15 protein-coding genes are annotated in these 23,727 nt (G+C 71.6%); 10 read left to right on the top strand and 5 right to left on the bottom strand.

Translation table 11 applies throughout. The annotated features are described in order from the left end of the window. Positions 1-29: 29 nt before the first annotated feature. Positions 30-1,721 carry a metallophosphoesterase family protein gene (locus AB0J90_RS26005; RefSeq protein ID WP_363600058.1) on the bottom strand — a complete coding sequence of 564 codons (1,692 nt, stop codon included), beginning with the start codon at positions 1,719-1,721 and terminating at the stop codon, positions 30-32. Positions 1,722-1,977: 256 nt separating this feature from the next. On the opposite strand from AB0J90_RS26005, the gene AB0J90_RS26010 reads away from it, so the two are divergent. The 6 genes from AB0J90_RS26010 to AB0J90_RS26035 all read left to right on the top strand — a co-directional run bounded on the left by AB0J90_RS26010 (position 1,978) and on the right by AB0J90_RS26035 (position 14,175). Further along, positions 1,978-2,481: a hypothetical protein gene (locus AB0J90_RS26010; protein WP_363600060.1), complete on the top strand. Its 504-nt coding sequence runs from the start codon at positions 1,978-1,980 to the stop codon at positions 2,479-2,481. A 399-nt stretch (positions 2,482-2,880) separates the two neighbouring features. Next, on the top strand, positions 2,881-5,019 hold the full coding sequence (locus AB0J90_RS26015; RefSeq protein WP_363600062.1) for a hypothetical protein: 2,139 nt from the start codon (positions 2,881-2,883) through the stop codon (positions 5,017-5,019). After that, positions 5,019-7,940 (top strand): hypothetical protein, encoded by a 2,922-nt coding sequence (locus AB0J90_RS26020; protein ID WP_363600064.1) that lies wholly within the window; start codon positions 5,019-5,021, stop codon positions 7,938-7,940. Before AB0J90_RS26015 ends, AB0J90_RS26020 begins: the two co-directional genes overlap by 1 nt. Further along, on the top strand, positions 7,940-9,487 hold the full coding sequence (locus AB0J90_RS26025; RefSeq protein WP_363600066.1) for a hypothetical protein: 1,548 nt from the start codon (positions 7,940-7,942) through the stop codon (positions 9,485-9,487). Before AB0J90_RS26020 ends, AB0J90_RS26025 begins: the two co-directional genes overlap by 1 nt. Positions 9,488-9,500: 13 nt before the next feature. After that, positions 9,501-11,039 (top strand): vWA domain-containing protein, encoded by a 1,539-nt coding sequence (locus AB0J90_RS26030; RefSeq protein WP_363600068.1) that lies wholly within the window; start codon positions 9,501-9,503, stop codon positions 11,037-11,039. 37 nt (positions 11,040-11,076) lie between these two features. Beyond that, entirely contained in the window at positions 11,077-14,175 is a 3,099-nt protein-coding gene (locus AB0J90_RS26035) for a tubulin-like doman-containing protein (protein WP_363600070.1), read from the top strand. Positions 14,176-14,281: 106 nt separating this feature from the next. On the opposite strand, the gene AB0J90_RS26040 is transcribed toward AB0J90_RS26035, so the two are convergent. After that, entirely contained in the window at positions 14,282-14,854 is a 573-nt protein-coding gene (locus AB0J90_RS26040) for a snapalysin family zinc-dependent metalloprotease (RefSeq protein WP_363600072.1), read from the bottom strand. A gap of 230 nt (positions 14,855-15,084) precedes the next feature. On the opposite strand from AB0J90_RS26040, the gene AB0J90_RS26045 reads away from it, so the two are divergent. Further along, positions 15,085-15,801 (top strand): hypothetical protein, encoded by a 717-nt coding sequence (locus AB0J90_RS26045; RefSeq protein ID WP_363600074.1) that lies wholly within the window; start codon positions 15,085-15,087, stop codon positions 15,799-15,801. Between the two features lie 122 nt (positions 15,802-15,923). Here AB0J90_RS26045 and AB0J90_RS26050 read toward each other — a convergent pair whose 3' ends face one another. Next, positions 15,924-16,199: a hypothetical protein gene (locus tag AB0J90_RS26050; protein WP_363600076.1), complete on the bottom strand. Its 276-nt coding sequence runs from the start codon at positions 16,197-16,199 to the stop codon at positions 15,924-15,926. A gap of 46 nt (positions 16,200-16,245) precedes the next feature. Continuing rightward, positions 16,246-16,677 (bottom strand): hypothetical protein, encoded by a 432-nt coding sequence (locus AB0J90_RS26055; RefSeq protein ID WP_363600078.1) that lies wholly within the window; start codon positions 16,675-16,677, stop codon positions 16,246-16,248. A gap of 452 nt (positions 16,678-17,129) precedes the next feature. On the opposite strand from AB0J90_RS26055, the gene AB0J90_RS26060 reads away from it, so the two are divergent. Then, a complete protein-coding gene (locus tag AB0J90_RS26060) occupies positions 17,130-17,258 on the top strand; it encodes a hypothetical protein (protein WP_363600080.1) in 129 nt (42 codons plus the stop codon). Between the two features lie 131 nt (positions 17,259-17,389). Here the strand turns inward: AB0J90_RS26060 and AB0J90_RS26065 are convergent, their stop codons facing one another. Beyond that, complete coding sequence (locus tag AB0J90_RS26065; RefSeq protein WP_363600082.1) at positions 17,390-19,300, bottom strand: chorismate-binding protein; 1,911 nt, start codon at positions 19,298-19,300, stop codon at positions 17,390-17,392. Between the two features lie 341 nt (positions 19,301-19,641). On the opposite strand from AB0J90_RS26065, the gene AB0J90_RS26070 reads away from it, so the two are divergent. Together AB0J90_RS26070 and AB0J90_RS26075 are read left to right on the top strand one after the other, a co-directional pair. Further along, entirely contained in the window at positions 19,642-21,012 is a 1,371-nt protein-coding gene (locus tag AB0J90_RS26070) for an FGGY family carbohydrate kinase (RefSeq protein ID WP_363600084.1), read from the top strand. A 140-nt stretch (positions 21,013-21,152) separates the two neighbouring features. Continuing rightward, entirely contained in the window at positions 21,153-23,723 is a 2,571-nt protein-coding gene (locus tag AB0J90_RS26075; RefSeq protein WP_363600086.1) for a nitrate- and nitrite sensing domain-containing protein, read from the top strand. The last annotated feature ends 4 nt before the right edge of the window (positions 23,724-23,727 follow it).

Genomic DNA, 23,727 nt, shown 5'->3' on the forward strand with positions numbered 1-23,727 from the left:
CCCGGGGCGGATCACTGCTTGCGGGCGGATTACTTCTTGATGGTGATCACCGGGGTGGTGATCTTCTGGTTCTCGCTGACCAGGTAGACAACCTGGGTGCTGCCCTTCTTGGTGCCCTCCGGCACGGCGAAGGTGTAGTTGAACTGGCCCAGCTCGTCGGCCTTCTTGGAGGCGATTAGGACGCCGGGCTTGCCCTCGCCGAGGGTGGTGCTGCGCAGGTACACGCTCACCGTCTCGTTCGGGTCGTAGTTGTACGCCTTGACCTGGACCTTCTCGCCGACGGCGACGGTCTTCTGGGCGGTCAGGGCCCGCTCGCCGGTGGTGTTCTCCGGGGTGCGGAACTCGTTGACGGTACGCACACCCGCGTCGTTCTTGCGGATGAGGAAGCCGTCCTCGTGCTTGCCCGTGGCGGTACGCGCCTCGAACCGGATCGAGTCCTTCTCGACGTCGATCATCTGGTAGAGCTGGACGTTCTCGTCCCGGTCGCTGATCTCCGCACCGTTACCGGTCCAGTTCTCGCCACCGTTGAGCTCGTACATCTTGCCGCCGGAGACGGACACCACGTAGACGACACCGTTGTGCACGGTGCTCGACTTACGGTTCGCCGCCACGTTGCCCCGGGCGTACGAGTGGTCGTGGCCCTGCAGGACCAGGTCCACGCCGTACTTCTCCAGCAGCGGGCCCCACTGGTCGCGGACCTGCGGGTTGTTGCGGGAGCCGGTGTTCGAGTAGACCGGGTGGTGGAAGGTGACCACGGTCCACTTGTTCGGGTTGTCCTTGAGCAGGCTCTCCAGCCACGCGGTCTGCGCGGCCATGACCTCGGGGATGCTCTGCACGTTGCTGTTCAGCCCGATGAACCGCACACCCTGGTAGTCGGTGTAGTACGCGGTCTTGTCCAGGGCCGACTCGGTCCCGGCCGGCCACTGCGGCCCGTTCGACGGGAACGGGAACTGCGGTGCCCAGAACGAGGACAGCGCGGAGCCGCTGTACTCGTGGTTACCGGGGATCGCGATGTTGTTGACCTGGCTGTTGATGAAGCCGTCGGCGTCGAACCACTGGCCCCACTGCTCTTCGCTGTTCGCGCTGTCGATGAGGTCACCGGCGTTGACGACCATCTTGGCCTCGGGCCGGTCGGCGAAGGCCTGCCGGAACACCCGCGGCACCGCGGAGTCGATGTAGTTCTGCGCGTCGCCGTAGTAGATGAACGAGAACGGCGAGAACGCCGAGTCCGCGGTGGTGAAGTCGGACCACTCGTTCCAGTTGGTGCCGTCGCCGACCCGGTAGGTGTAGCGGGTGTTCGGCTTGAGGTTGGTGAACTCGACCGTGTGGTAGGTCGAGGCGTAGCCGAGTGAGGTGTTGACCGCCGAGTTCGCGCTCGCCTTGACGGTGGACACCGCGCCGGCTGCCGGTGCGACGTCACCGAGTGCGTTGGGCGCCTCGAGGATCTGGGCCTGGGCCCACTCGGCCGACGCCTCGGCCCGCCAGGTCACCTTCTGCGAGGTGGCCGGCGTGGCGGTCGGCGTCAGGATGACGCGGTCGGGCATCGGGGAGGGCTTGTAGATCTCGGCCGCCGGGAACTTGGTCGGCGCGGCGTCACCGAACGCCGACGGGCCGAACGCGAAGCCGCCGACGATGAGCGCGGCGGCACCCACGGCGGCGAGTTTCGCCCGCCGCGAGCCCGTGTTCCACGGTCGCTTGTTGTCGTCCAAGGTAGGGGTCACCCCTCAAGAGAAGTGGATCGTCCACCAGCGGGAGCGCGGCGGACCTTCGCATTGAGTCGGAATAGGCCGACCTCCACTCGACGGTTGGCTTGCCGCCAGGTGAACTGATGATCACTACGGCGAAGCTCGCGCCGGGCGTCATCCGGTGGCCGTCGGGCGGACCGCTCATGTCCCCCGTCGGTTCACCAATGCCCACTTACCATGCGGCGGGGCCCGTCCGGTAGCCCGTACCGCCCGTCCAGAACAGGCCGCGTCGATGACTCTCGCCCTGCCGAATTCACTGCTGCAGCGCCGTCGCCGCTGGGCCGCGGTGGCCGCCGTCGCGCTGATCGCGGTTTTCCCGAAGGCCGAGCCGGCGCAGCCGATCGCGGTCAAGGGCGACGACTTCATCTCCGCGGAGACCACCGGCATCCTCAACATCGAGGGCGGTGAGTGTTTTTCCGACCCCGCCTATTCGAAGCGGTCGAACGACGTGGTGGTGATCTACAAGGCGTGTGAGGAACGGGCCGACAACGAGTCGTTCGGCTTCGTGCACGTCGCTGACGGGGAGTGGAACCGGCCGGCGGTGGCCGCGTACGGCTGGGCCGAGTGCGGGAAGGACTTCCACCGACGGTGGGGCACCCCGCAGGAGTCGGGCCTGAACTTCTTCCCGATCCTGCCGACGGCCGAGACCTGGGCCGACGGTGACCGGGACATCATGTGCGTGGTCTACAACCCGGACGGCAAGATCACTCGGAACATGGTGCCGCTGGTGCACTGAGCGGCCGGACCGTTCCCGCCCCATCCGCGTACATGGATCAGACGGACAAACCGGTGTAGGTGACCCGGTTGCAAAGTCCTATGTGGTGTTCTGCGCGCAGGCGACAGTCGAACCCCATCTGATGATGGCAATCGCGACTGCGTGATCCGCTGCAATAGCGGCATGGCAAACCTCGGTCTCATTCTCGCGCGTACGCCGTCGACCCAATCGGCTCCTCCGGTCGGTCCGTACGGCCCTTTTTGCTGATTCCGTCCGCTGAATTGTCAGCTTGCTGACATCCACGTTTCGTCGGTGGGCCCCGCATTTCTTTCCGCCCTTCCCCTCCGGGTAACCGTGACGCCACCAACGTGTGTCGGCGGTGGTGTCGCGGAACACCGTACGAGCAGTCAGGAACAGCCCGTGCCCAGATCAGAAGACTCGGCAGCCCAGATCCGGGCGCGGGCCGAGCGACTCCTCCGACAGGTCGACACCGCCGCCCCGCCGGGTTCGCCCAGCGCCGGGCTGCTCGAACCCGTACACCTGGCCGGTGCGGCGGTCCGTGACGCCGTGGACGCCCCGCTGTCCGTGGCGGTGCTGGCCGAGTCGGCCGGCGACGACCGGGTGGTCAGCCACCACCTCTGGGGGCAGATCCTCGGCGACCGCGGGGTACGGATCAGTCCCGAAAGGACGATCACCGGTTACGTCACCGTCGTACGGCTGCAACCCGTCGACGGGCCGTCGGTGACGCTCGGCCCGGCCACCGTCGACATCCTGGACCGGGATGCCCTGGCCCGGTGCCGCCGGGACCTGCTCGCACAGCTCGACTCGGGCGGATGGGATTCGCTGCCCGCCGACGCGGGCTGGCCCGAGGTGATCGCCGAGGCCCGGCGGCTCGGGCCGGCCACGGCCTCGGACAGCCGCGGGTGGCTGCGCGAACTCTACGACCTCTACCGGGCGGAGAGCTTCGCCGAGCACCTGCTCGGTGCCACGGACCGGCCGGTACGGCTGGCGACCGTGCACCACGCGGCGATGCCGTTCGCCCGGCCCGACGGAGGGCTCGGCCAACCCTTCGTCGAACACGTCCCACCGGCCGTCGCCCTGCCCGCCGACACCAACCTGACCGACGGCGTGCTGCACCGCATCCTGCCGGCCGTCGCCCGGGTGGTGGTCGCGGTGCAGGTGCCGGCATCGCTCTGGAAGCTCGACGGCGACGCGTTGGACCTGGTCGACCTGCCGATGCTGCACCCGCACCGACCCGCCGGACGGGAACGGCACCTGATCGAGTCCGAACTCGTCCGGGCGGGCGCGGTGGTCGTCCTGCCCGGGCCCGACGCCGCCGTCGCACGGTTCACCGCGACCCTCAACGGTGCGAGCCCGTCGACCGTGCTCGCCGGGCCGGAGAGCCGGTCGGTGCTCGCCGGGCGGGTGCCACCGGGCGAGTACGAGCAACTGCGCGCCGCGGTCGCCGGCACCGGGCTGGCCGCCGCCCTGGCCGTCCGCGCCGAACGGGCGGGCCGGGCCCACCTGGGACTGCGGGGCGCGATCCGGGAGGTGGTCGTCGCCCTGGACCGGGCACCCGCCGAGCAGCCCGCGCCGACGGCCCGCCCCGAGGACGACCTGCGCGAGGTGCTGGGACGGATCGCGCAGGAGACCGCGGCGCTGATCGAGGACGTCGAGGAGGGCATCGCCGGCTCCCGGGCCTGCCTGGCCACCGGGATGACCCCGCAGGACGCCGTACGTCAGGCCGTCACCGCCCAGGTCCACGCCTGGCCCCAGTGGCCGGTCCTGTTCGCCGCGCTGAGCCAACAGACCGTGAAGCGTGGCTCCGGCTTCGGTCGCGACGAACTGCCCGACACCCCGGATGTCTTCGAGGCCCGGTTCCGTGCCGCGGTCGGCGAAAGCGCGGCAACCGTGGAGCAGGTGGTGGACGCGGTGGTGGCGAACTGGCTGAGCCGCCGGTCCGGCCGCCTGGTCGAACTGAAGGCGGCCCTGCTGGAGCGCGTGGAACCGGTCCGGAGCCGGTTGGTGCGGCCGAACCGGGAACCGGTCCTGCCCGACCTGCGGCGGGCCGTCCAACTCGACTGGTTGGCGCAGGTCCGGCCGGAGGAGAACAACCCGGCAGGCACGCCTGTGCAGCCGGCGGGAGGCGCGACGGCGGGGGTGCCGCGTACGGCGGCGGAGCGGCAGGCGCTGCGCCAGGCGTTCCCGCTCGATCCCGTACGGCCGCTGCCCTGGGCCGCCGAGGGCGGGCTCCGGACCCGGTCCCCGCACGGAGGTCACCAGATGGCCGTGATGCGGCTGCGTCGCGAGATGGTCGAGGCCACCCGGCGGCTCGCGCTGGCCCGGCTCGCGGTCGAGTTGCCCCGGCGGGCCGAGGCGATCCACCGCAGTCTGCGCGCACTGCAACAGCGGCTGCCGCGTACCGACAGCGAACTGCGGGCCCTGGTCGACGGGCCGGACGCACAGCTTCCGCCGGAGCCACCGGCCGTCGTCGCGCGGCGGCTGGAGGCGGCACTCGACCACGACGACGACTGGCCCACGCTCTCCGAGGAGCGCTGATGAGCGACAGCACCGCCACGACACCGCCGGATCCCCGGATCGTCCCGTTCCCGCGCTACTGCCCCGACCGCCACAGCGGGTTCGCGGCCGTGGACTTCGGCACCACCAACTCGACCGTCACCCTCTACGATCCCAGCCGCCCCCGGCCGTCGCTGCCGCTGCCGGTCGACCAGCGGGCGGCACTGCGCCGGCAGACGGCCGACCTGCTGCGCCGCGAGCCCCGCGACGAGGAACTCACCGAGCCTCGGGAGGCGCAGTGCCGGGCGGAGTGGACGGTGCTGCGTACGCGGGTGGCCGCCGACCTGGCCCAGGTGGACCCGTCGGCGTTGGAGGACCTGGTCACCGCCGACGAGTCGACCAACGGGCCGCTCCTCTACGACGTGCTGCTCGCCCTGGACAACGCCCAGGTCGGTTGCACGCCCCAACTCGGTGCCTGGCTCGCCGCCCGGCTGCACGACTGCTACGACACCGCCTTCAGCACACCCGCGCTGGCGCACCACTCGCTCTACCCGGTACGCCTGGACAGTGCCACCGAACTCGACGAGGTGTCGAGTCGGCTGGACGTCATCGAGATCGACCCGTACCTGCGCGTACGGTTGGGGATCCCGCTCGCGCACGGCGCCACGTACGGCACCGTGCTCGGCCTCAAGCACCACCTCAACGATCCCGACTACGCGCTGCCGCTGGCCGACGACCCGCGCCGGGTCGGCTTCGACGCCCTGCTCGGCGCGGCGGTCGGATTCCTCCTCCAGGAAACCGACCGGTTCACCGCGGCGAACCCGGACCGGCTGGACGGCGCACCGGTCGACCACGTGGTGGCGACCTATCCGACGATGGCTCCGCCGTCGGCCCGCCGCCGTCTCGACGAGGTGATCGGTTCCGTACTCGGCGTCGGTGACGTCGACCTCAGCTACGACGAGGCGATCTCGGCGGCGCTGTTCTTCCTGATGCGCGACCTCGGCACCGACTACGAGCTGGGCATCGAGGCGCTGCGGGCGCGTTTCCGGCCGGTGCCGGGGCAGGAGCGGCACTGGACCGAGAACATGCTGGTGATCGACATCGGCGGTGGTACCACCGACATCGCCCTGGTGACGGTCCACCTGCACGACAGCACCCCTGAGCTGCCCGACGTCGAGCGCGGCGCCGCCGGGCGGTACTACCGGGTGGTGCCGCAACTGCGCGGCACCAGCGGTCGCAACCGGCGCGGCGGCGACTTCCTCACCCTCCAGGTCTTCCACTGGCTGAAGGCGGTCGTCGCCGACCATCTGCTGACGATCGCGCCGCCCCAGCAGAGCGAGTTCGGCGACAGCCCCGAGTCGTGGCGCCAGTGGCAGGACGGGGTGACGGCGAACCTGGAGCGGTCCTACCAGGACGACACCGGCCGCTACGTACCGGGCAGCCTGGTCGAACGGACGCTGGAGGCGCTGCGCCGGGACACCGACGTGCCGGACAGTGACGCGGCGCAGCGGGTCCGGGACAACGTCGAACGTGTCGTCGGCACCCGGTTCGACCCGCACCGGGTGGGGCCCGGCTCGAACCAGGTCCGCGAGCAGACCTTCTGGGCGATCTGGCGGCGGGCCGAGGAGGCGAAGAAACAGATCGCCCCGGGTACGCCGTACCGGCTCGCCACCGACCACGTGCAGGACATCGTACGGGCGCTGGACAGCGTCCCCACCGACCAGCCGGCGGAGATCGGCCAGGGCCCGGTGGAGATCGGGTACGGGTCGTTCGTCGGCGTCGCCAGGCCGATGCTGGTCGAGATCAGCAAGCTCGCGGCGGGGCTTGCCGAGAGCCGGCTCGACGCCACCGAGCGGCTGGACCGGATCATCCTCACCGGCAAGGCCAGCCAACTCGCGCTCGCGGCCGAGGTGGTCGCCGGGGAGTTCGCCGCCCGCCGTCCGCGCGGTGAGCCGGCCGTAGAGGTTGTCGTCGAGCGGACGTACCCGAAGAACGCGGCCTCGATCGGTGCGGCCTGGGCCGCGTCGATCAGCTCGCTCGGGGCGCCGGACGCGGACACCGAACTGCTCCGGCAGGGCGTGACCGAGGTTGCCGTGGAGGTCGACAACCTGCTGCTGGAACTGCCCTGCGCGCTGGCGGTACGCAGCCGGGCCGACCGGAACCGGATCGTGCTGCCGGCCGGGACACCGTTCGAGGAGTTCGCCGACGGGCGGCTGCGCGCCTTCGCCCACCTCGGTCCCCTCGGTGACCGGTGCGTCATCGAGCGTCAGGTCGACGGCGGCCATCCGCTGCCCTGGGGTTCGTTCCAGTGGCGGGACCTCGACGCCCGGATCCGGGCCGCCGACCTGGGACTGTCGCTCGACCGCAAGCTCTGGCCGGCGCGGATCACCGCCGGGATCGAGGTCGATGGCAGCCTGAACCTGGAGTTGCTGCTCTGGCAGGGCAACCGGCCGTACCTGCGGGTCGACGAGTCGCAGCCGGCGTTGCACGTGCCGACGGGGTCGGAAGGTGCACCGGCCGACGTGTTACGGCTGGCCGACCGGATCCTCGTCGAACTGCCCGACGGTGAACCGGCCCGACCTGCCTTCGGCACCGCCACCGGCAGTCGGCCCTTCACCCGCGAGACCTTCGTCGACGAGATGGGTGCGAGTCGGGCCGGTGTGCTCGGGCACCTCCCCCTGCCGCCTCCCGGCGACGACGGCTGGACGTTCCTGATCCGTACCGACGACGGCGGGGAGCGGCTGCTCGGCACGCTCGTCGCGGCGTACGACACCGAGGCGACGCACGTGGTCAGCCTGGACGCCCGTGGGGCGATCCGGGTACACGCCGGTGCCCCACCGCTGTGGACCACATCGACCGTGCTGGACATCGAACACGAGCGCGGCCTGGTTTTCCGGCTGCCGCTGGGCACCCCGCAGTCCGACTTCGACGACCACGACAGCCCATTCGACGGGACACACTGATGGACAACCAGACCGAGTCCACCCGGCACGGCTTCGAGGAACTGCTGGGCGAGGTGCTCCGGGACGCCGGCCCGGCCGCGGACGCGTTGCGTACGCACCTGCCCCAGGTCGCCGGGGCCGTATACACCGCGCTGCTGACCGAGCGGATCGAACACCTCGGCGCCGCCGGCAACTCCGACGAAGCGGCCGAACGTGCCGACCGGTGGCGCCGGATCCACGAACTGGGTACGCGGGTCTGGCAGCTGACCGAGCCCGACACCCCCGGGCGCACGTCCCCGACATCCCGGTCCGGGCCGGAGGTGCGGGAGCCGGACGCGGTCGACGCGGTTGCTCCGACCGCCTCGGTTCAGCCGGGGACGGCCACGGCGACCGTCACGAGCGGGACGACCGACGGGAGCGAGAGCGCCCAGGCGCCTACGCCGGACCGGCCCACCGGGGAGTCGTCAGCGGGTACCGAGGTTCGTACCGAGATGCGTGCCGAGCAGGTGACGAGCCGGCACGACCCGCACGACCAGGCTCCGGGTGCCCGGCCGGACGTCGTCCCGGCCCAGGTCGCGGAACAGGTGGAGCGGATTCTGGCCAAATTCGTCGCCGACGACCGGGTACGGGGGTGGCTCGGCGACACCCCGGCCCCCGGCGAAACCCTGGCGGCTCGCTGGCACAGCTTCCACCTCGGTCTGCTGCGCCTGCCGGCGTCCTCCGCGCGGCAGTGGGCCGGTGACGCGGCCCAGGCGGTGCCAGCCGAGTGGCGCTCCGCGGACGGCGAGTGGACCATGCTCCCGGACGACCTGCACCGGCGGATCATCCCTCGGCTGGGCGGCGCACCCGGGGTGTGCCTGGACCCGCGGGGCGCCCATTCGCAGGGGGCCCTCGCCGCTTCCAACTCCGTCTTCGAGGAGCACTTCAGCGTCACCTCGTACGCCACCCAGATCGAGTGGCTGGTGGCCAACGACAGGTTCGCCCTGCACGTACGTGAGACCAAGCTGGAGCCGCTGCGTGAGGAAGAGGAACAGGAGCGGTACCGCAAGCGTCTCCACGACGCGATCCAGTCCTACGCGGGGCAGCCGAACCTTTCCACCGGGGGCGGCGACCCGGCCCAGCGGCTGATCCGCGCCGCCGGTCTCGCCGAGGTGCTGCGTTCCGTGGTGCACCAGCCACTCGTCGCACCGGACAGCTGGTGGGGGACCTTCCGCAGCCGCGCGTCCGCCCTGGTCGACGCCACCGTTGCCCAACTCGGTCGGCAGTGGGCCCAGCAGCTCGAACGGCAGGTCGACCAGCCGTTCGACCAGCAGTTCGAGCGCCAGTTCGACCAACGGCTCGACCGGCGGCCGGACCGGAGGCTCCTGCCGAAGTTCGAGGCCCTGCACCTCAAGGGTCGCTACGCCGACCTGATCCAGCAGCGGACCACCGACCAGACGCTGGACGTACGCCTGCCGGCGCAGCCCGGGGTCAAGCCCGGTGAGGTGCTCGACTGCCTACGCCCCCGGCTGGTGCTCGGCGATAGCGGGACAAGACCGGGTGTGGTCATGTACGTCGGCGACGCGTGAGCGGGAGGAACAGATGATCCACCTCGACCGGGTGACGTACCGCAAGCTGTTGCCGTTGTTCGCGGCGGCGCTCGCCGTCGCCGCCAACGTCCTGCCCGTGCCGGCGACGCCGGTCGTGCCCGTGCGGTTCGCACCCGCCCAGGCCGGTCTCGCCGAGGTGCTGCGCGATCTCCAGGTCGACCGACTGCCGGCGGACTACGTCGTGCTGGTCGACGTCTCCTCCTCGATGCAGGACGGCGCCGACCTCTACCGGGCGGCCAAGGACGCGTTGCGTCCGTTGCTCGCCGAACTGGACCCGGTCGACCGGCTGCACCTGTTCGCCTTCGCCAACCGTCCCGACCCGAAGTTCAGTGGGGTGGTCGGCGGCGCCGGTGCCGGAGCGCTCGACCGGATGCCGGCAACCGCGGACGGCACCGCCACCGACATCGGCGCGGCCATCGAGGCGGCGCTCGACATCGTCGAGGAGGCCGGCAACACCGATCCCGCGACCGTCATCATGCTGACCGACGGCCGGCACGACCCGCCGGCCAACTCCCGGTACGCCGGCAACGCGTCCGCGGCCTTCGCCCGCTTGACCGAGCGCGCCCGCGGCGTCGAGCAGCGCCGCAACGTCCGGGCGTACGGCGTGCCGCTCGCCGGCCGGACCGACGTGCAGTTGCTCGACCAGGTCTTCGACAACACCATCCTGATGGACCTGCCGCCGGACCAGGTCGGCAGCTATCTCGACCGGATCCGGGGCCGGGTGGCGGTGCAGAAGGCGGCCGCGTACGTGGCCCGGGACCAGCTCACCGCGACCGCCGTGCTGCCGCCGGGCGGGCTCACCGTCGGCGCCGAGCCGGTCGAGTTCGTCGCCCGGTTCCGCAGCACCGCGACCCGGGTACCGATCACGGTCGGCGACCTGCGGGTAGAGATCGACGGCGTCGAGTTGCGTGCGGTGCCCGAGCGGGCCGAGGTGCTGCTCACCCCGACCGAGCCGGAGCAGGAGGTACGGATCCGGGTGGAGCCGGTGACGACCACCGAACGCCGGATCGGCGGTGAGCGTACGCGCGACGGCGAACTCCGGGTGACCGGGACGGTCGACTCGCCGTGGCGCGACGTCATCACCCGTGATCTCGAACTGACGTTCACACCGGGCCCGGTGAGCGTGACGGCTGCGGCCCGGCACACCACCACCGGCGTACCGGTCTGGCTCGTGGTGCTGGTGTTCGTACTCGTCGCGATCGCCGTCGGGTTGGCGTTCTACCTGCCGGCGCGGCGGTGGAAGGCGCTCGGCGGCGGCTCGTTGTCGATCAGCGAGCCCGGTCACAAGGTTCCCTACCGCCAACCGCTCAGCGGCCGGACGGTCCGGTTCCCGAGCCCGCTGGGCAGGGGTGGCGAGCTGTCGGGCAGCGGCACCGTACGCGGCCGCCGCCTGCGCCGCGAGGTCGGCTCCGGACGGGAACTCGTGCTGTACGTCGACTACCGGCGGGCCGGGGTGCGGCACCGGCTGACCTGCCGGCCCCGGCAGACCGAGTCGTTGCCCGACGGCACCACCTTCACCTACCAACCATGACGACCCGGGCCCTAGGACGGCGGACAGGAGGTTCATCGTGCTTCCCGCACTGGTGATCGGACTCGGCGGCACCGGAAGCGATGCCGTGGCACATCTGAAGCAGCGTCTCGCGATCGAGCAGCGCTGGCGGGACCTCCAGCGGGACCCGGCCGCCGTCGAGCGGAGCGACGGGAACCGCTACGACTGGCCGGTGCTGCTGCGCGCGGTCGACGTGGACCGCAAGAACCGCCCCAACGTGGACGGGCTCACCCTGGACGTGGACGTCGAGGATCTCTACCTCAACAGTGCCGTCGGCGGGATGATCGACAAGATCCGGCAGGGCCCCGAGGTCGCGGAGGAGTTCTACCCGACCGTCGCGCCGTGGTTCGGCCCCCGCGACGCGGACCAGATCCGGGAGGACGAGGCGCTCGCCTTCATGGTCGAGGGCGCGGGACAGATCAGGTCGTTCGGCCGGATGTCGTTCTTCGCCGACGTACTCGGCTCGACACCGGCGATGCGGCGGATCGAGCACGCGTTGGACCTGTTGACCCGTACCCACGCCGACACCACGCCGAACATCTACGTGATCAGTTCGACCGCGGGCGGCACCGGTTCCGGGATCCTCCTCGACGTGCTGGCCTACCTGCAGCAGATGCGTCTGGTGCAGGGCGGTGGCTTCTCGGTGACGCTGTTCTGCGTACTGTCCGGGGCGTTCGGGCGGACGCTCGAAGGACCGCAGCGGATCCGGAGCGAGGCGAACGGGTACGCGCTGCTGCGCGAGCTGGACCGGGTGATGAACGTCGAGCGCAACAATCCGGCCGAGTTCCGCTGGGCGCCCCGGCACAGCCACGAGATGACCGCCGCGCCGGTGCAGTACACCTATCTGGTGGACGGGCGGCGCAGCCGGTCCGCCGGGCGCCGGCTGGAGGGTTTCGACGCGGGCGCGGTCTGCCCGGTCGCGGTTGCCGACGCGATCTACGCGCACCTGCTGCCGACGGTCGGGCCGGCGTTCAGCAGCTACCGGGTGAACGCGCGTCCGTACACCCGCAACAGCACCGACATCTACTCCACCTTCGGCGCCTACCTGGTGGAGTACCACTGGGAGTCGGTGTTGCGCGGCTTCGTCAACCGGGCCGGGGTGGACGTACTCGCCCAGTTGCCGGACAAGGTGGCGGACCTCGGCGCGGACGTGGGCAAGTTCCTCACCGGTACGGACCCGGAAGCCGACGGGGCGCAGCCGCCGCAGGTGTTCAAGGAGTTGGACAGTGAGGCGGCGCGGGAGGGGCTGCTCTCGCCGACGTCCAACTGGCTGGTCGCCGTGGGCAACAACAGGAAACTGCCGGATCCGCCGAGCCTGTCGGCGCCGTTCGAGGACATCACCCAGTTCCGTACGGACCACCGGGGTCAGTTCGTGATCGACCAGACCAGGGCGCGGATCCGCGCCTTCTGGGGCGAGAACGGCGTGCCGCTGGCACCGAACAACGAGCATCAGTGGTACCCGGTCGCCGAGGACCACGAGCGGGAGATCCGTCGGCAGTGGGAGGTGGCGCTGCGCCTGGTGGTGGCGCAGGTGATGTCCCGCCGGGACGGTGGACCGCTGGCCGGGTTGGCCTTCCTCTCCCTGGTCACCCAACGGCTGGAACTGTTCGGGCAGCGGGCCGCGCTGTGCCATCGGGCGGATCCGACCCGGGCCCGGGCCGCGTTGGAACAGGCCGAGGCACGGGTACGTGAGGACAAGGGCCTGCGCCGGGCCAGGCAGCAGCTCAACTACCTCGGCGCGGAGCGGAACCTGCTGCTCGCCCTGATCCAGGAGGACTGCTACGACCGGACCCAGCGCACCCTGAAGCGGCTCACCCAGGTCGCCGCCGAGGTGCGTACCGAGGTCGAGGCGTGGCGGTCGGCGGTGGAGGAGGCCGGCCGGCAGCTCTCCGGTTCCCTCGAGGCGGTCGGCAAGGAGCGTCGTGCGGCCGAGCGGTTCCCGCTGCGCAGGATCGTGCCCCGGGTCGACGACCACGCCACCGAGGAGTGGCTGTACACCCAGTACGCGGGTGTGCCGGACCCCGAGCGTGGCCGGTCCGGTCTGGCCCCGGTCGGCGAGGCTCTGCGTTGGCGGGTGTCGACCGAGGGCGGCCGGGCGGTGCTGGCCCTGCGGGGCGACACCCGGGTCAGCGGCCCGGGTCTGGTGGACGCGCTGGTCGACGGGCTCCGCAGGCGGGCCCGGCCGGTCTTCGCGCCGCTGCGGGAACGGTCGGTGTTCGAGATCCTGGAGCACTCGGGGGAGTCCGGTGAGGTGCTCGGCCGGGAACTGCTCGAGGGCAGCGAGTGGTTGGTCAGCTACGACGACGAGGAGCACCGCCGGCTGGTCAACCTCAACCAGGACGACGACGGCGAGGCCCAACAGCAGGTGTACGCCTTCGCGGCACTGCCGGCGGCCGGGGCGGCCGGTGCCGCGCTGAGCCGGAGCCTGTGGACCTTCCTCGAGGAGCAGCGGGTGGACCTCAACGACATCGTGCCGTCGAACGAGTCCGAGGAACGTCCGGCGACCGACAAGATCATGCTCTTCGCGTCCCGGCACTCGCTGCGCCTGGGTGCCTTCGCCGGCTTCTCCGACCTGCGTCGCTCCTACCACCAGCGGCGCGGCAGCTACCCGTCGCCGCACGTGCTGGCCGAGGAGAAGACCGCCGCGGCGCTGGAGGCGAAGGCGGAGGAGTTGCTCGGGGAGGGGGTGATCCGGGAACCGCTCGGTCCGTTGACCGGCCGCGCGCTGCTGTTGTGCCGCAACGCCGACCTGCTCCGCGGCGCCGCGATCGCGCTCGCCAACGAACGGCTGGTGCCGACGTACCATCCGCACCATCCGGACCAGGTGACGAGCTGGTCGGTGCGGTCGTACCGGGGTCGGCCGGACCAGGAGATCGGCGACAAGGCCGGTCTGGGGCAGGTGCTGCGCGATCTCACGGTGGCCGGTACGAAACTGGCGTCGCTCCGGGTCGCCGCGGTGCGCTCGGCCGCTCAGGAGGTGATCGACGACGGTCAGGACTGGGAGTACGGCACCAAGCGCTTCTACGGGCTGCCGCCGGCGTACTCGCTGGAGCCGGGCCTGTGGCAGATGTTGACCGTCGCCGCCTACCTGACCATCGACGAGCAGCGGCGTCGTTGAGCGGTCCCGGACCAGAGCGGAGGGCCGACGGTTCGGTCGGCCCTCCGCTTCCCTACCTTCGTCCGCCGCGGGGAGGGGGCAGAGGACAGGGATGGGGGATGGGGTCTCAGCCGACCTTGACGACCGAGGCCGGCCAGCTGTCCTGGAAGACCTGGCTGCCGGTGTCGGCGCTGATCCGGGTACCGGCGAAGAGGTTGCTCACCCGGTTCGCCTCGGCGGTGCTCGGGTACGGGTTGGTGCAGCTGGTGCCGGCGCTGCCGCCGGACATCAGCAGGGCGCAGTTGCCGTTGTAGTTGTCCGGCAGGCCGAGGATGTGGCCGATCTCGTGCGTCATGATCCGCAGCGGGCTGTACTGCGCGGCCTGCTGAGTGTCGATGTAGACCCGGCCGTTGCCCAGGCTGGTCCGCACGGCGTACGAGCCGCCGCCGGTGATCTGGTAGATCCGCAGGTTCGACCCGCAGCCCGAGGAGAGGGTGAGGTTGACGGTCGCGTTGTTCCAGATCGTGGCGGCCTGGTTGGCGATGCCGGCGTAGCTGCCGGCCTGGCTGGTGTTGTAGCAGACCGTCGCCTGGATCGACACGTCCGCCGATGCCGGCGGGCTGGCGATCGTGGCGCCGAGCATGGCACCTGCCGTCGTCACGAGTGCGACCAGGAGCCGGCTGACTCTTCGTGAGGTCATAGCTCACTCTCCAATGCTTGCCGAGGGGTGCCAGGATCTTAAACATTCAGATCTGTCGATTTCAATATCCTCTTATGTCCGATGATCTGGTATGAGGGCGCGTCTTCGTCGATCTGCGGTGATCCGCACGGGCCCTCGGCAGCCGGGGAGTCGGTGCGCCATGCCAGATGGCGAAACTTCCAGGTCGGCGCCCCGGTAAACCCCGGCCGGGGCTGGCGCGTCAAAGGGGCATGACACGCCAGCGCGTACCATTTCTCGCATTTCTGGTCGTCGTGCTCGCCGCCGGCTGCACGACGGCCGACCAGGGCGGCCCGGCCACCCCGCAGCCGACCGACGCCACGCGGCCGGCCGGACCGTCCTCGCCGCCCGCCGACCCCGGGGACACCTCGGACACCCCGACCGGTCCGGCCAGCTCCGATCCGTCCGTCACCGACTACCGGGTCACCTACGGCTGGGCCGTGCCGACCCGGGAGGCCCGGATCAGCCACCAGGTCCGGCTGCCGGTCGTGCCGGCGCCGGGTCCGCCGCTGCCGCTGCTGGTCGAGGTACGCGTCGGTGACCATCCGGAGGAAAACCTGACCCGGATCACCTTCGCGTTCCGGGGCGGTCCGCCCTCCTACACGCTGGCCTACGTGCCCGCCGTGGTGGCCGACGGCACCGGCGACCCGGTGTCGCTGGCGGGCAACTCCTTCCTGCGGATCCAGTTCGACCCGGCGCAGGCGCACGACGAGCACGGTCGAGTGTCGGTGACCGAGACGCCCGCGTCCCGACTGGACCACCCCACCCTGCGCGGCTACGCCCTCGCCGGTGACTTCGAGGGACACGTGACGCACGGCCTGGGCCTGCAGGTGGCGCCCGGCAGCGACCAGGCACTCCCGATCCGGGCCCTGGAACTGACCCGCACGGACGGCACCCGCGTCGTCGCGATCGACGTACGCCGGGGCTGACCGGCCGCCCGGCCGATCAGCCCCGCTGCCGGTGTCGTGGTCGCTCGCCGGCCAAGGTCGAGCTGGTCACCGTTGCCGCGGCGAGCCGGTCGCGGCACACGCCACGGCCGGGCCCGCGGGGATCAGTGGTGCGCCTCGCGCACGATCGCGATCGCCACCCGGCACAGCTCGTCCATGTCCGGCGTGAAGCCGGCCGCGATGTCCGGGTGCAGGCCGGCCCGGGTCTCGTCGAGCAGCCGCCGGCAGACCTCCTCGACCGGCTCGCCGGCGTACCCGGCGCGGACCCGATCGCTGGCCACCCGCAGGGCCGAGTTGAGCTGATCCTCCAGCGGTTCGCGCAGGCTCTCCAGGGCCGGGCTCAGCCCGCTCGGGTCCAGCGTGATGTGTGGCTCCGACATAGGTGCTCCCTTCGTCGGGTCCGCGGTACCCAGCCGCGGGCGCCGCTCAACCTGCCGCCGCTATCGCGGCGACTCGAACCTCGTACGACGTCTCCTCCGCCGGCTCCTCCCGGAACGACATCCGGCGAATCTGCCGGTTGTCGAGGTACAGCTTGACGTCGACCAGGGCGCCCAGGTGGGCCAGACCGATGTTGACTGCGTGTCGCTTGTCCTGGAGCACGGCGCCGACGCCGCCGAGCAGCGTCGCCGCGTCGGTGCCGTGGTGTCCGGGCGGGCAGTGCAGGACCAGGTCCAGTTCGATCGGTTCGGTCAGTGCTGTCCAGCCGCTGTCCTGGGCGGCGGCGCAGGCGGCCTCGAGCAGTGCCCGCACCCGGTTGGCCTGGCGGTGCCCGGCCGAGAAGATCGACAGTGCCTCGGTCCTGACCGGGGGCAGCCCACTGACCTGGAAAGACAGCGTGCGGGTCCGAGTGTCCTGCACAGCGGCACCTCCTCGTTGATGACGATCCTGCCGAATGGATCGCCGGGACGGGCGCGTTTCGCCGATCGGGCGCGCGAGCCGGAGGGCTTGGTCCGGGCGGCGGGCCGGGAACGGGTGGGATCCGGGTCCGGGTGGATCGTGGATCCGGGTGCGCCCTGGATCGAGTGAGCTGGCCGGCGTCGACGGCGACCCGCTGTCTCGGAGAGCTTTCGACCACGGTATCCGACCCGGCGCCCACCGGGAATACCACTGTGGACCAGGCGAATGATCGATTTCCCAGGCCAGGACGGGGGTGTAGGGACGTCGGCTTCGTCCGAAGCAACCGATGCCCGCGGCGTGGACCGATCTTCCGGAGCGCCGTCGCCGTACTCGGGCCGGCAGAAGTCGATGTTTCTTCGCGAAATCAGCGGGTAGGTCGCAGTCAGGACAAAGCGGGCGAGGGGAGTGACCTGATGGCGAGCCGGACCAGCGCCGCACCGCGCCTGCGCGCCGGCCACCGCCGGCCCGCCGGGAACGGTCCGGTGACGGTGACGGTGGCGGAGGCTGGGGTGTCGTGGCGCGGGCCGGCGGACGGCGCCTGAGCACGGAAAGTGAACCGGTGGTCCGAGCGAGGGCTCTCAACCCGCTCGAACCACCGGCCCACAAGAGCCCTACCCAACATCCGGGCAGTTATGCCGAACCGTCGGCGAGCGCCGGGTTCAGCCTGGGTTTCTCACCGCGCCGGTGCCGCCGGTGTCGGCAGCAACTCGCCGAGCAACTCGCCCAGGACCGCCAGGCCGTCCTGGCTGAGCACGGACTCGGGGTGGAACTGCACCCCGGCGAAGGTCGACCCGCGCAGGGCGTGCACCGCGCCGTCACCACCGTCGCGGGCCACCCGCACCGACCCGTACCCGGTAACCAACTCGTCCGCCTCGGCCAGCGCGGTGAAGGTCGAGTAGAAGCCGACCCGCCGTACGGTGCCGAACAGCTCGATCTCGCGTTGCAGCCCCTGGTAGGGCGCGTCCCTGCGGTGCAGTCGCAGCCCGAGCAACCCGGACAGCAACTGGTGACCGAGGCAGATGGCGAGCGTCGGCCGTCCCTGCTCCAGCAAACCGGTGAGCAGACCCCGCAGGCTGGCCATCTTCGGGTCGTCGAGCTGGTTCGGATCACCCGGACCTGGCCCCACCACGACCAGGTCGGCCCGGTCCGCCCCCACCGCACCGGCGTCGTGCCAGGGGCGCAGCTCGACGGCGAGGCCCAGGGCCCGCAACTGGTGGGCCAGCATGCCGGTGAAGGTGTCCTCCCCGTCGACGATCAGCACCCGCCGGCCGGCGAGCGCCGGCACCAGGGCGGCGCCGGGGGCGCGCTGCTCCAGCCAGAACCGGGCGAGCCGGTCGTTGCGGGCGGCCAGCGCGGCCCGTACGGCCGGGTCGTCGGCCAGTCGGTCCGGCAGGCCCGCGGCCCGGACCGGGGCGGCCGGGCGCAACCCGAGCGCGGCGAGCACCCCGGCCGCCTTGGCGTGGGTCTCGGCCACCTCCCCCTCCGGTGTCGAGTGGCGGACCAGGGTCGCGCCGACCGACACCCGCAACGCCCCGGCCGGGGAGATCTCCGCGGTACGGATCAGGATCGGCGCGTCGAGGGTCTGCCGCCCCTCGTCGTCGAGGCCGAGCAACGCCAGCACCCCGGCGTAGTAGCCCCGACCCCGCCCCCGCTCCCGCCGGGCGATCACCCGACAGGCGTTCTCCATCGGGGAGCCGGTCACCGTCGGGGCGAACATCGTCTCGCGCAGCACGTCGCGTACGTCCAGCGAGCCACGGCCGGCGAGCAGGTACTCGGTGTGGACCAGGTGCGACATCTCCTTCAGGTACGGCCCCACCACCTGCCCGCCCTGCTCGGCCACGGTCGCCATCATCTTCAGTTCCTCGTCGAGCACCATGTACAGCTCGTCGGTCTCCTTCGGGTCGGCGAGGAAACGCAGCAGCGCGTCCCGGTCCGGCGGTCCGTCCGGGTGCCGGAAGGTGCCGCTGATCGGGTTCATCATCGCCAGCCCGTCCTCGACGCTGACGTGCCGCTCCGGGCTCGCCCCGACCAGGATCCGGGTGCCGGTGTGCACCACGAAGGTCCAGTACGCGCCGCGTTCCGCGGTCAGCAGCCGGCGCAGCGCGGCCAGGGCGGCGGTCAGCGGCGAGCCGACCAGGGTCGCCCGATAACTGCGGTGGATGACGAAGTTGGCGCCCTCGCCCCGGCCGATCTCCTCCCGCAGGACCTGCCGGGTGATCTCCGCGTACTCCTCGTCGGGCAGGTCGAAACCGCCACCGTCGGTGCGTACGGGCTGGTCGGGCAGGGCCGCCAGGGCCCGCTCCAGCGGAACCCGCTGCTGCGCGCCGATGGTCAGGCACTCCAGCGGGGCACCGTCGTCGACGCAGGCGAACCCGCGCTCGGCGATCTGCCGGTACGGCACCAGCGCCAGGGTGCGGGCACCGGCCGGGCCGTCCGGCAGCGGGATGTCGGCGAGCCGGTCGACCGTACGCAGCTCCCCGGTGAACACCTCCAACTCCGGGGCGTCGGCACGCCGGAGGATCGCGAACGGGCCGGGGTCGGCGCCGACGGCGATCGTGGCGAGCAGGTGCGGGAGCAGGTCCATGGGCGTCTCCTCGGGCCGGGGGCCGTCCGGCGTGGCGGCCGGGGAGCGGGGAGAGCGCTGGCGGCCGCCGCGCTGGGCGGCCGCGTGGAAGAACTACGCGCGGAGGTCGGCCGCCGGGTTGGCGGGCCACCAGAATTCGGATCGCGCGAGCATGTTCCGGAGGCTACGAGCCGCCCCGAGCAGGGCCTGCGACCGGCCCGCCCGCCGTCCACCAGGTGGACCGGAAACGGCCGGTGGATCGTCAGGAATCGATGCGGTACGGGTGTGCGAGGGGCCGGTCCGGTGCCGGCGGCCGGCGCCGTGGGCGTACCGGCGACGCCCGTTGGGTACGGTGGCCGGCGATGAACATTCTCGCGCTCGACCTGGGCACCTCGTCGGTACGGGGGCTGGTCCTCGACAGCGACGCCGTGCCGCTGCCCGGTGCCCTGGCACGTCGGAAGATGACCATCACGATCGGCGACGACGGTGCCGCGACCCTGGACGCCGCCGACTACCTGGCCGCACTCGAGGCCTGCCTCGACGAGCTGAGCGAGGCCGGCCACCTCGACCACATCGGCCTGGTCGCCACCGCCGCCCAGTGGCACTCGGTGCTCCCGCTCGACCAGCGCGGAAACCCGCTCGGCCCGGTGCTGACCTGGCTAGACAGCCGCTCGTCGCCACCGGCGAACCTGCCCGGCCCGGCAGACCCGGCGGACTTCCACCACCGTACGGGCACCTGGTGGCACCGGTTCTACTGGACCGTACGGCTGCCCTGGCTGCGGGAGTCGCTGGGACTTCGCCCGGCGCGTTTTGTCGGACTGGTCGAGTACGCCTTCGGCGCCCTGCTCGAACACGCCCCGATGTCGGTCTCCCAGGCCTCCGGCACCGGCCTGCTCGACCTGCGCACCCTGGACTGGGACGCCGAGGCGTGCGCCCTGGCCGAGGCGGGTCGCACCGAGCTGCCGGAACTGGCGGCGGTGGACTGGACTGGACGGCTGCGCGCCGACTACGGGCGCCGCTGGCCGGGGCTGCGTGACGTACCGTGGGCCGCCCCGACCGGCGACGGCGCGGCGTCCAACGTGGGCTCCGGCTGCGTCGACCCGTACCGGGCGGCGATCACCGTCGGTACGTCGGCGGCTGTCCGACTGGTCCAGCCGGCGCCCGCCGGTGCCATCCTGCCGCCGCTGCCCGAAGGGCTGTGGCGGTACCGGGTGGACCACCGGCACGTGGTCACCGGCACCGCGTACTCGGCCGGCGGCAACCTCTTCGCCTGGGCGAACAAGGTGCTGCTGCTGCCCAAGGGACCTGAGCTGGAACAGGCCCTGGCCGCGATCAAGCCCGGCGGCGGCCTGGTCGCCGACCCCCGGCTCGGTGGCGACCGGCCGCCGGGCCTGGCCCCGGCCGGCTCCGGCAAGGTGTACGGCCTCAGTTTCGGCAGCCGGGCGGTGGACATCTTCGCCGGCCTGATGGAGGCACTGTGCCGGCAGGTGGCGGCCGACCTCGCCGAGATCGAATCCACCGTGGACTACCCGGTCGAGGTGGTGCTCGGCGGCGGTGCGGTGGCCGCGTCGCAGTGGTGGCGGCAGGCTTTCGTGGTCGCGCTGGCACCGCGCCGGGTCAGCCACGTACGCAATCCGGAGATCGGCGCGACCGGGGCGGCATTGATCGCGATCGGTCGCTTCCACGACGGGGTCGCTCTCGAACGCATCAGCCGGACGGATGAGGGCCAATAGGCGACTCCGACACCAGGGGCTGGGCCGCAGTATCCTTCCTGTGCCGCGCTGCTGTTCGGATGGTTGACAGGGCTCTCCCACCTGGTTGAGATGAACCCCGCTCCTCGACGTGCCCGGCATCGAGGAAAGTAGGAGGCGTGGTGGCTGCTGCTCTTGACCCCTCGGGCAGCGGGGTGCCCAACCATCGTCGCCGCCGGCTCGACGTGCGGGTCGTACCGCATCGACGGCGGTCTCCGCTGCGCCTGCGGGACTGGCGACTCCGGGTCAAACTCGGCGCGGTGCTGATCATCCCGTCGGTGGCGTTCCTGGTGCTGGCGACCGTGCAGACCGGAACCCTGCTCGGGCAGGCCAACGTCCTGGGCGAGTTCTCCCAGGAGGTCACCATCGGCCGGGAGATCACCGCGCTGGTGCACGAGTTGCAGCAGGAACGGGACCGGACCGCGGGTGAACTGGCCGGTGCGGGTGCCTCGTCCAGCGGTCGCGGCGACCCGGCCCAGATCGCGGCCGCCCTGAAGACGACCTACGACGCGGCCAACCTGGCGACGACCCGGTTGCAGGAGGCCGCGGCGCCGCTCGCCGACGCGGACGCCTCCTGGCGGATCTCCTACTCCAGGGCACTGGACGCGCTGCGCCAGCTGCCCGACGTACGGTCGGCGGTCCCGGCCGGCGTACTCAACGTCAACACGGTGCTGGGCACCTACAACCGGGCCGTCGACGCGCTGCTCACCCTGCTGGCCGAGCCGTCGCCGGGTGAGGACCAGCCGGACCTGACCGACCGGGTGCTGCGCTACGTGCAGATCGCGCGGGTCAAGGAGATCAGCTCGCGGATCCGGGGCACGCTCTACAGTGCCGCCCGCGCCGGTCAGTACGACCTCGACGACGCGGTGGAGCTGACCGACCTGCGGGCCCAGCAGCTCACCGCGCTCGGTGACTTCCGGGTCGCGGCGACCACCCCGCAGATCCAGCTCTACCAGCAGGCGTCGGCCGACCCGGGCTTCAAGACCGCGATCGAGATGGAGGAGGACACGATCGCGGTCGGCGCCAGCGGCCCGCAGGTGCTCGTCGCCGACACCTGGTGGCGGGTCAGCCAGCAGCGGCAGGAACTGCTCCGCCAGGTCGAGGCCGCGGTGCTCGGGGACGCCGTACGCGTCGCGGAGGACCGCAGCTCCGACCAGTTGCGCCAGACCCTGCTCGTTGCCGGCGGGGTGCTCGCCGTACTCCTGGTCGGTCTCGCCACCTCGATCATCATCGGCCGGTCGCTCAACCGCTCGCTGCGGATGCTGCGGGGTCAGGCCCTACAGGTGGCCCAGATCGATCTTCCGGAGGCCCTGGAGCGGCTGCGTACGGTCGAGTCGGGTGTCCCGCACATCGAGGTACCACCGGCGATCGTCCGGTCCATGGACGAGATCGGTGAGGTGGCGGAGGCGTTCGTGGCCGTACACCGCAGTGCGGTCACCGTCGCCGTCGAGCAGGCCGTGATGCGGCGCAACGTCAACGCCATGTTCGTCAACCTCGCCCGGCGCAGCCAGCTGCTGGTCGAACGCCAGCTCGAACTCCTCGACGAACTCGAACGGGAGGAGGGCGACCCGGACCAGCTCGACAACCTGTTCAAGCTGGACCACCTCGCGGCCAGGATGCGCCGTAACGACGACAGCCTGCTGGTGCTCGCCGGCACCGAGTCGACCCGCCGCTGGAACCGGCCGGTGCCGCTCTCCGCGGTGATGCTCGCGGCGGTCGCGGAGGTGGAGCAGTACCAGCGGGTCCGGCACGAGAGCGCGGACCAGCTATACCTCGTCGGGCACGCGGTCGCGGACCTGGTCCACCTCCTCGCCGAGCTGTTGGAGAACGCCGCCACCTTCTCCCCACCGGAGACGGTGGTACGCATCTCGGGGCGCGCTCAGGCGCCGGGTTCGGGTCTGATCGAGATCGTCGACGAGGGGTTGGGTATGAGCCCGAGCGCGATCGACGAGGCGAACGCGCTGCTCGCCGTACCACCGGCGGCCGACGTCGCCGCGTCGGAGCGGATGGGTCTGTTCGTGGTCAGCCACCTGGCGGCCCGCCAACACGTAGAGGTGCGGCTGTCGGCCACCGAGCACGGCGTGATGGCCTCGGTGCTGCTGCCGCCGGCACTGATGGCCGCGCCGCCGTCGCAGGCGGAACTGGACCAGGCACCGAACCGGCGGATCCTGGCCGGGCTGCCGAGCAACGGGCCGCGTAACGGGTCCGGACCCGGCAGGGGGCTGCCGAGCCCCGACGAACTGCCGGTCGCCGGCCGTCAGCCGGGGCGCGGCACCTCCCGTCGACCGGCCCGCAGTGTGCCGACCCGCGCCGAGGACGTGCTGGCCCCCGCGGCCGGTGGTACGGCGGCGAACAGCACCTGGTGGTCCCGGCAGGGCAAGGCCGGCGGATCGTCGTCCGCCAGGGCGACGCCGACCGCCGTTGCCGCGCCGCCGCGTGCGGAACCGGTCACCCAGGTGACCGTGGCGGTGAACGCGAACGGCCTGCCGGTACGGGTGCCGATGGCGCAGTTGCCCGCGGCGAACGAGCCGACGCCGCAGGTCGTGCCGGTGCAACGGTACGAGCCGGACCCGGACGCGGTGGGTGGCATGCTGTCCAAGTTCTACGGCGGCGTACGGCGGGCCGAAGCCGAGGAGACCACCGAGATAACCATGGCGCCGGCCGGCGCGGGCAAGGAAGAGGAGCAACAGTGACGAC

It is taken from the genome of Micromonospora sp. NPDC049523 (assembly GCF_040676775.1).
In the GTDB taxonomy this organism is placed as follows: Bacteria; Actinomycetota; Actinomycetes; order Mycobacteriales; family Micromonosporaceae; genus Micromonospora_G.

Excerpts from the sequence above, each read along its gene's own strand:
- AB0J90_RS26010 (WP_363600060.1), top strand. The coding sequence starts at position 1,978 with ATGACTCTCGCCCTGCCGAATTCACTGCTGCAGCGCCGTCGCCGCTGG.
- AB0J90_RS26020 (WP_363600064.1), top strand. The coding sequence starts at position 5,019 with ATGAGCGACAGCACCGCCACGACACCGCCGGATCCCCGGATCGTCCCG.
- AB0J90_RS26025 (WP_363600066.1), top strand. The coding sequence starts at position 7,940 with ATGGACAACCAGACCGAGTCCACCCGGCACGGCTTCGAGGAACTGCTG.
- AB0J90_RS26030 (WP_363600068.1), top strand. The coding sequence starts at position 9,501 with ATGATCCACCTCGACCGGGTGACGTACCGCAAGCTGTTGCCGTTGTTC.
- AB0J90_RS26040 (WP_363600072.1), bottom strand. The coding sequence starts at position 14,854 with ATGACCTCACGAAGAGTCAGCCGGCTCCTGGTCGCACTCGTGACGACG.
- AB0J90_RS26045 (WP_363600074.1), top strand. The coding sequence starts at position 15,085 with ATGACACGCCAGCGCGTACCATTTCTCGCATTTCTGGTCGTCGTGCTC.
- AB0J90_RS26050 (WP_363600076.1), bottom strand. The coding sequence starts at position 16,199 with ATGTCGGAGCCACACATCACGCTGGACCCGAGCGGGCTGAGCCCGGCC.
- AB0J90_RS26060 (WP_363600080.1), top strand. The coding sequence starts at position 17,130 with ATGGCGAGCCGGACCAGCGCCGCACCGCGCCTGCGCGCCGGCCACCGC.
- AB0J90_RS26065 (WP_363600082.1), bottom strand. The coding sequence starts at position 19,300 with ATGGACCTGCTCCCGCACCTGCTCGCCACGATCGCCGTCGGCGCCGAC.
- AB0J90_RS26070 (WP_363600084.1), top strand. The coding sequence starts at position 19,642 with ATGAACATTCTCGCGCTCGACCTGGGCACCTCGTCGGTACGGGGGCTG.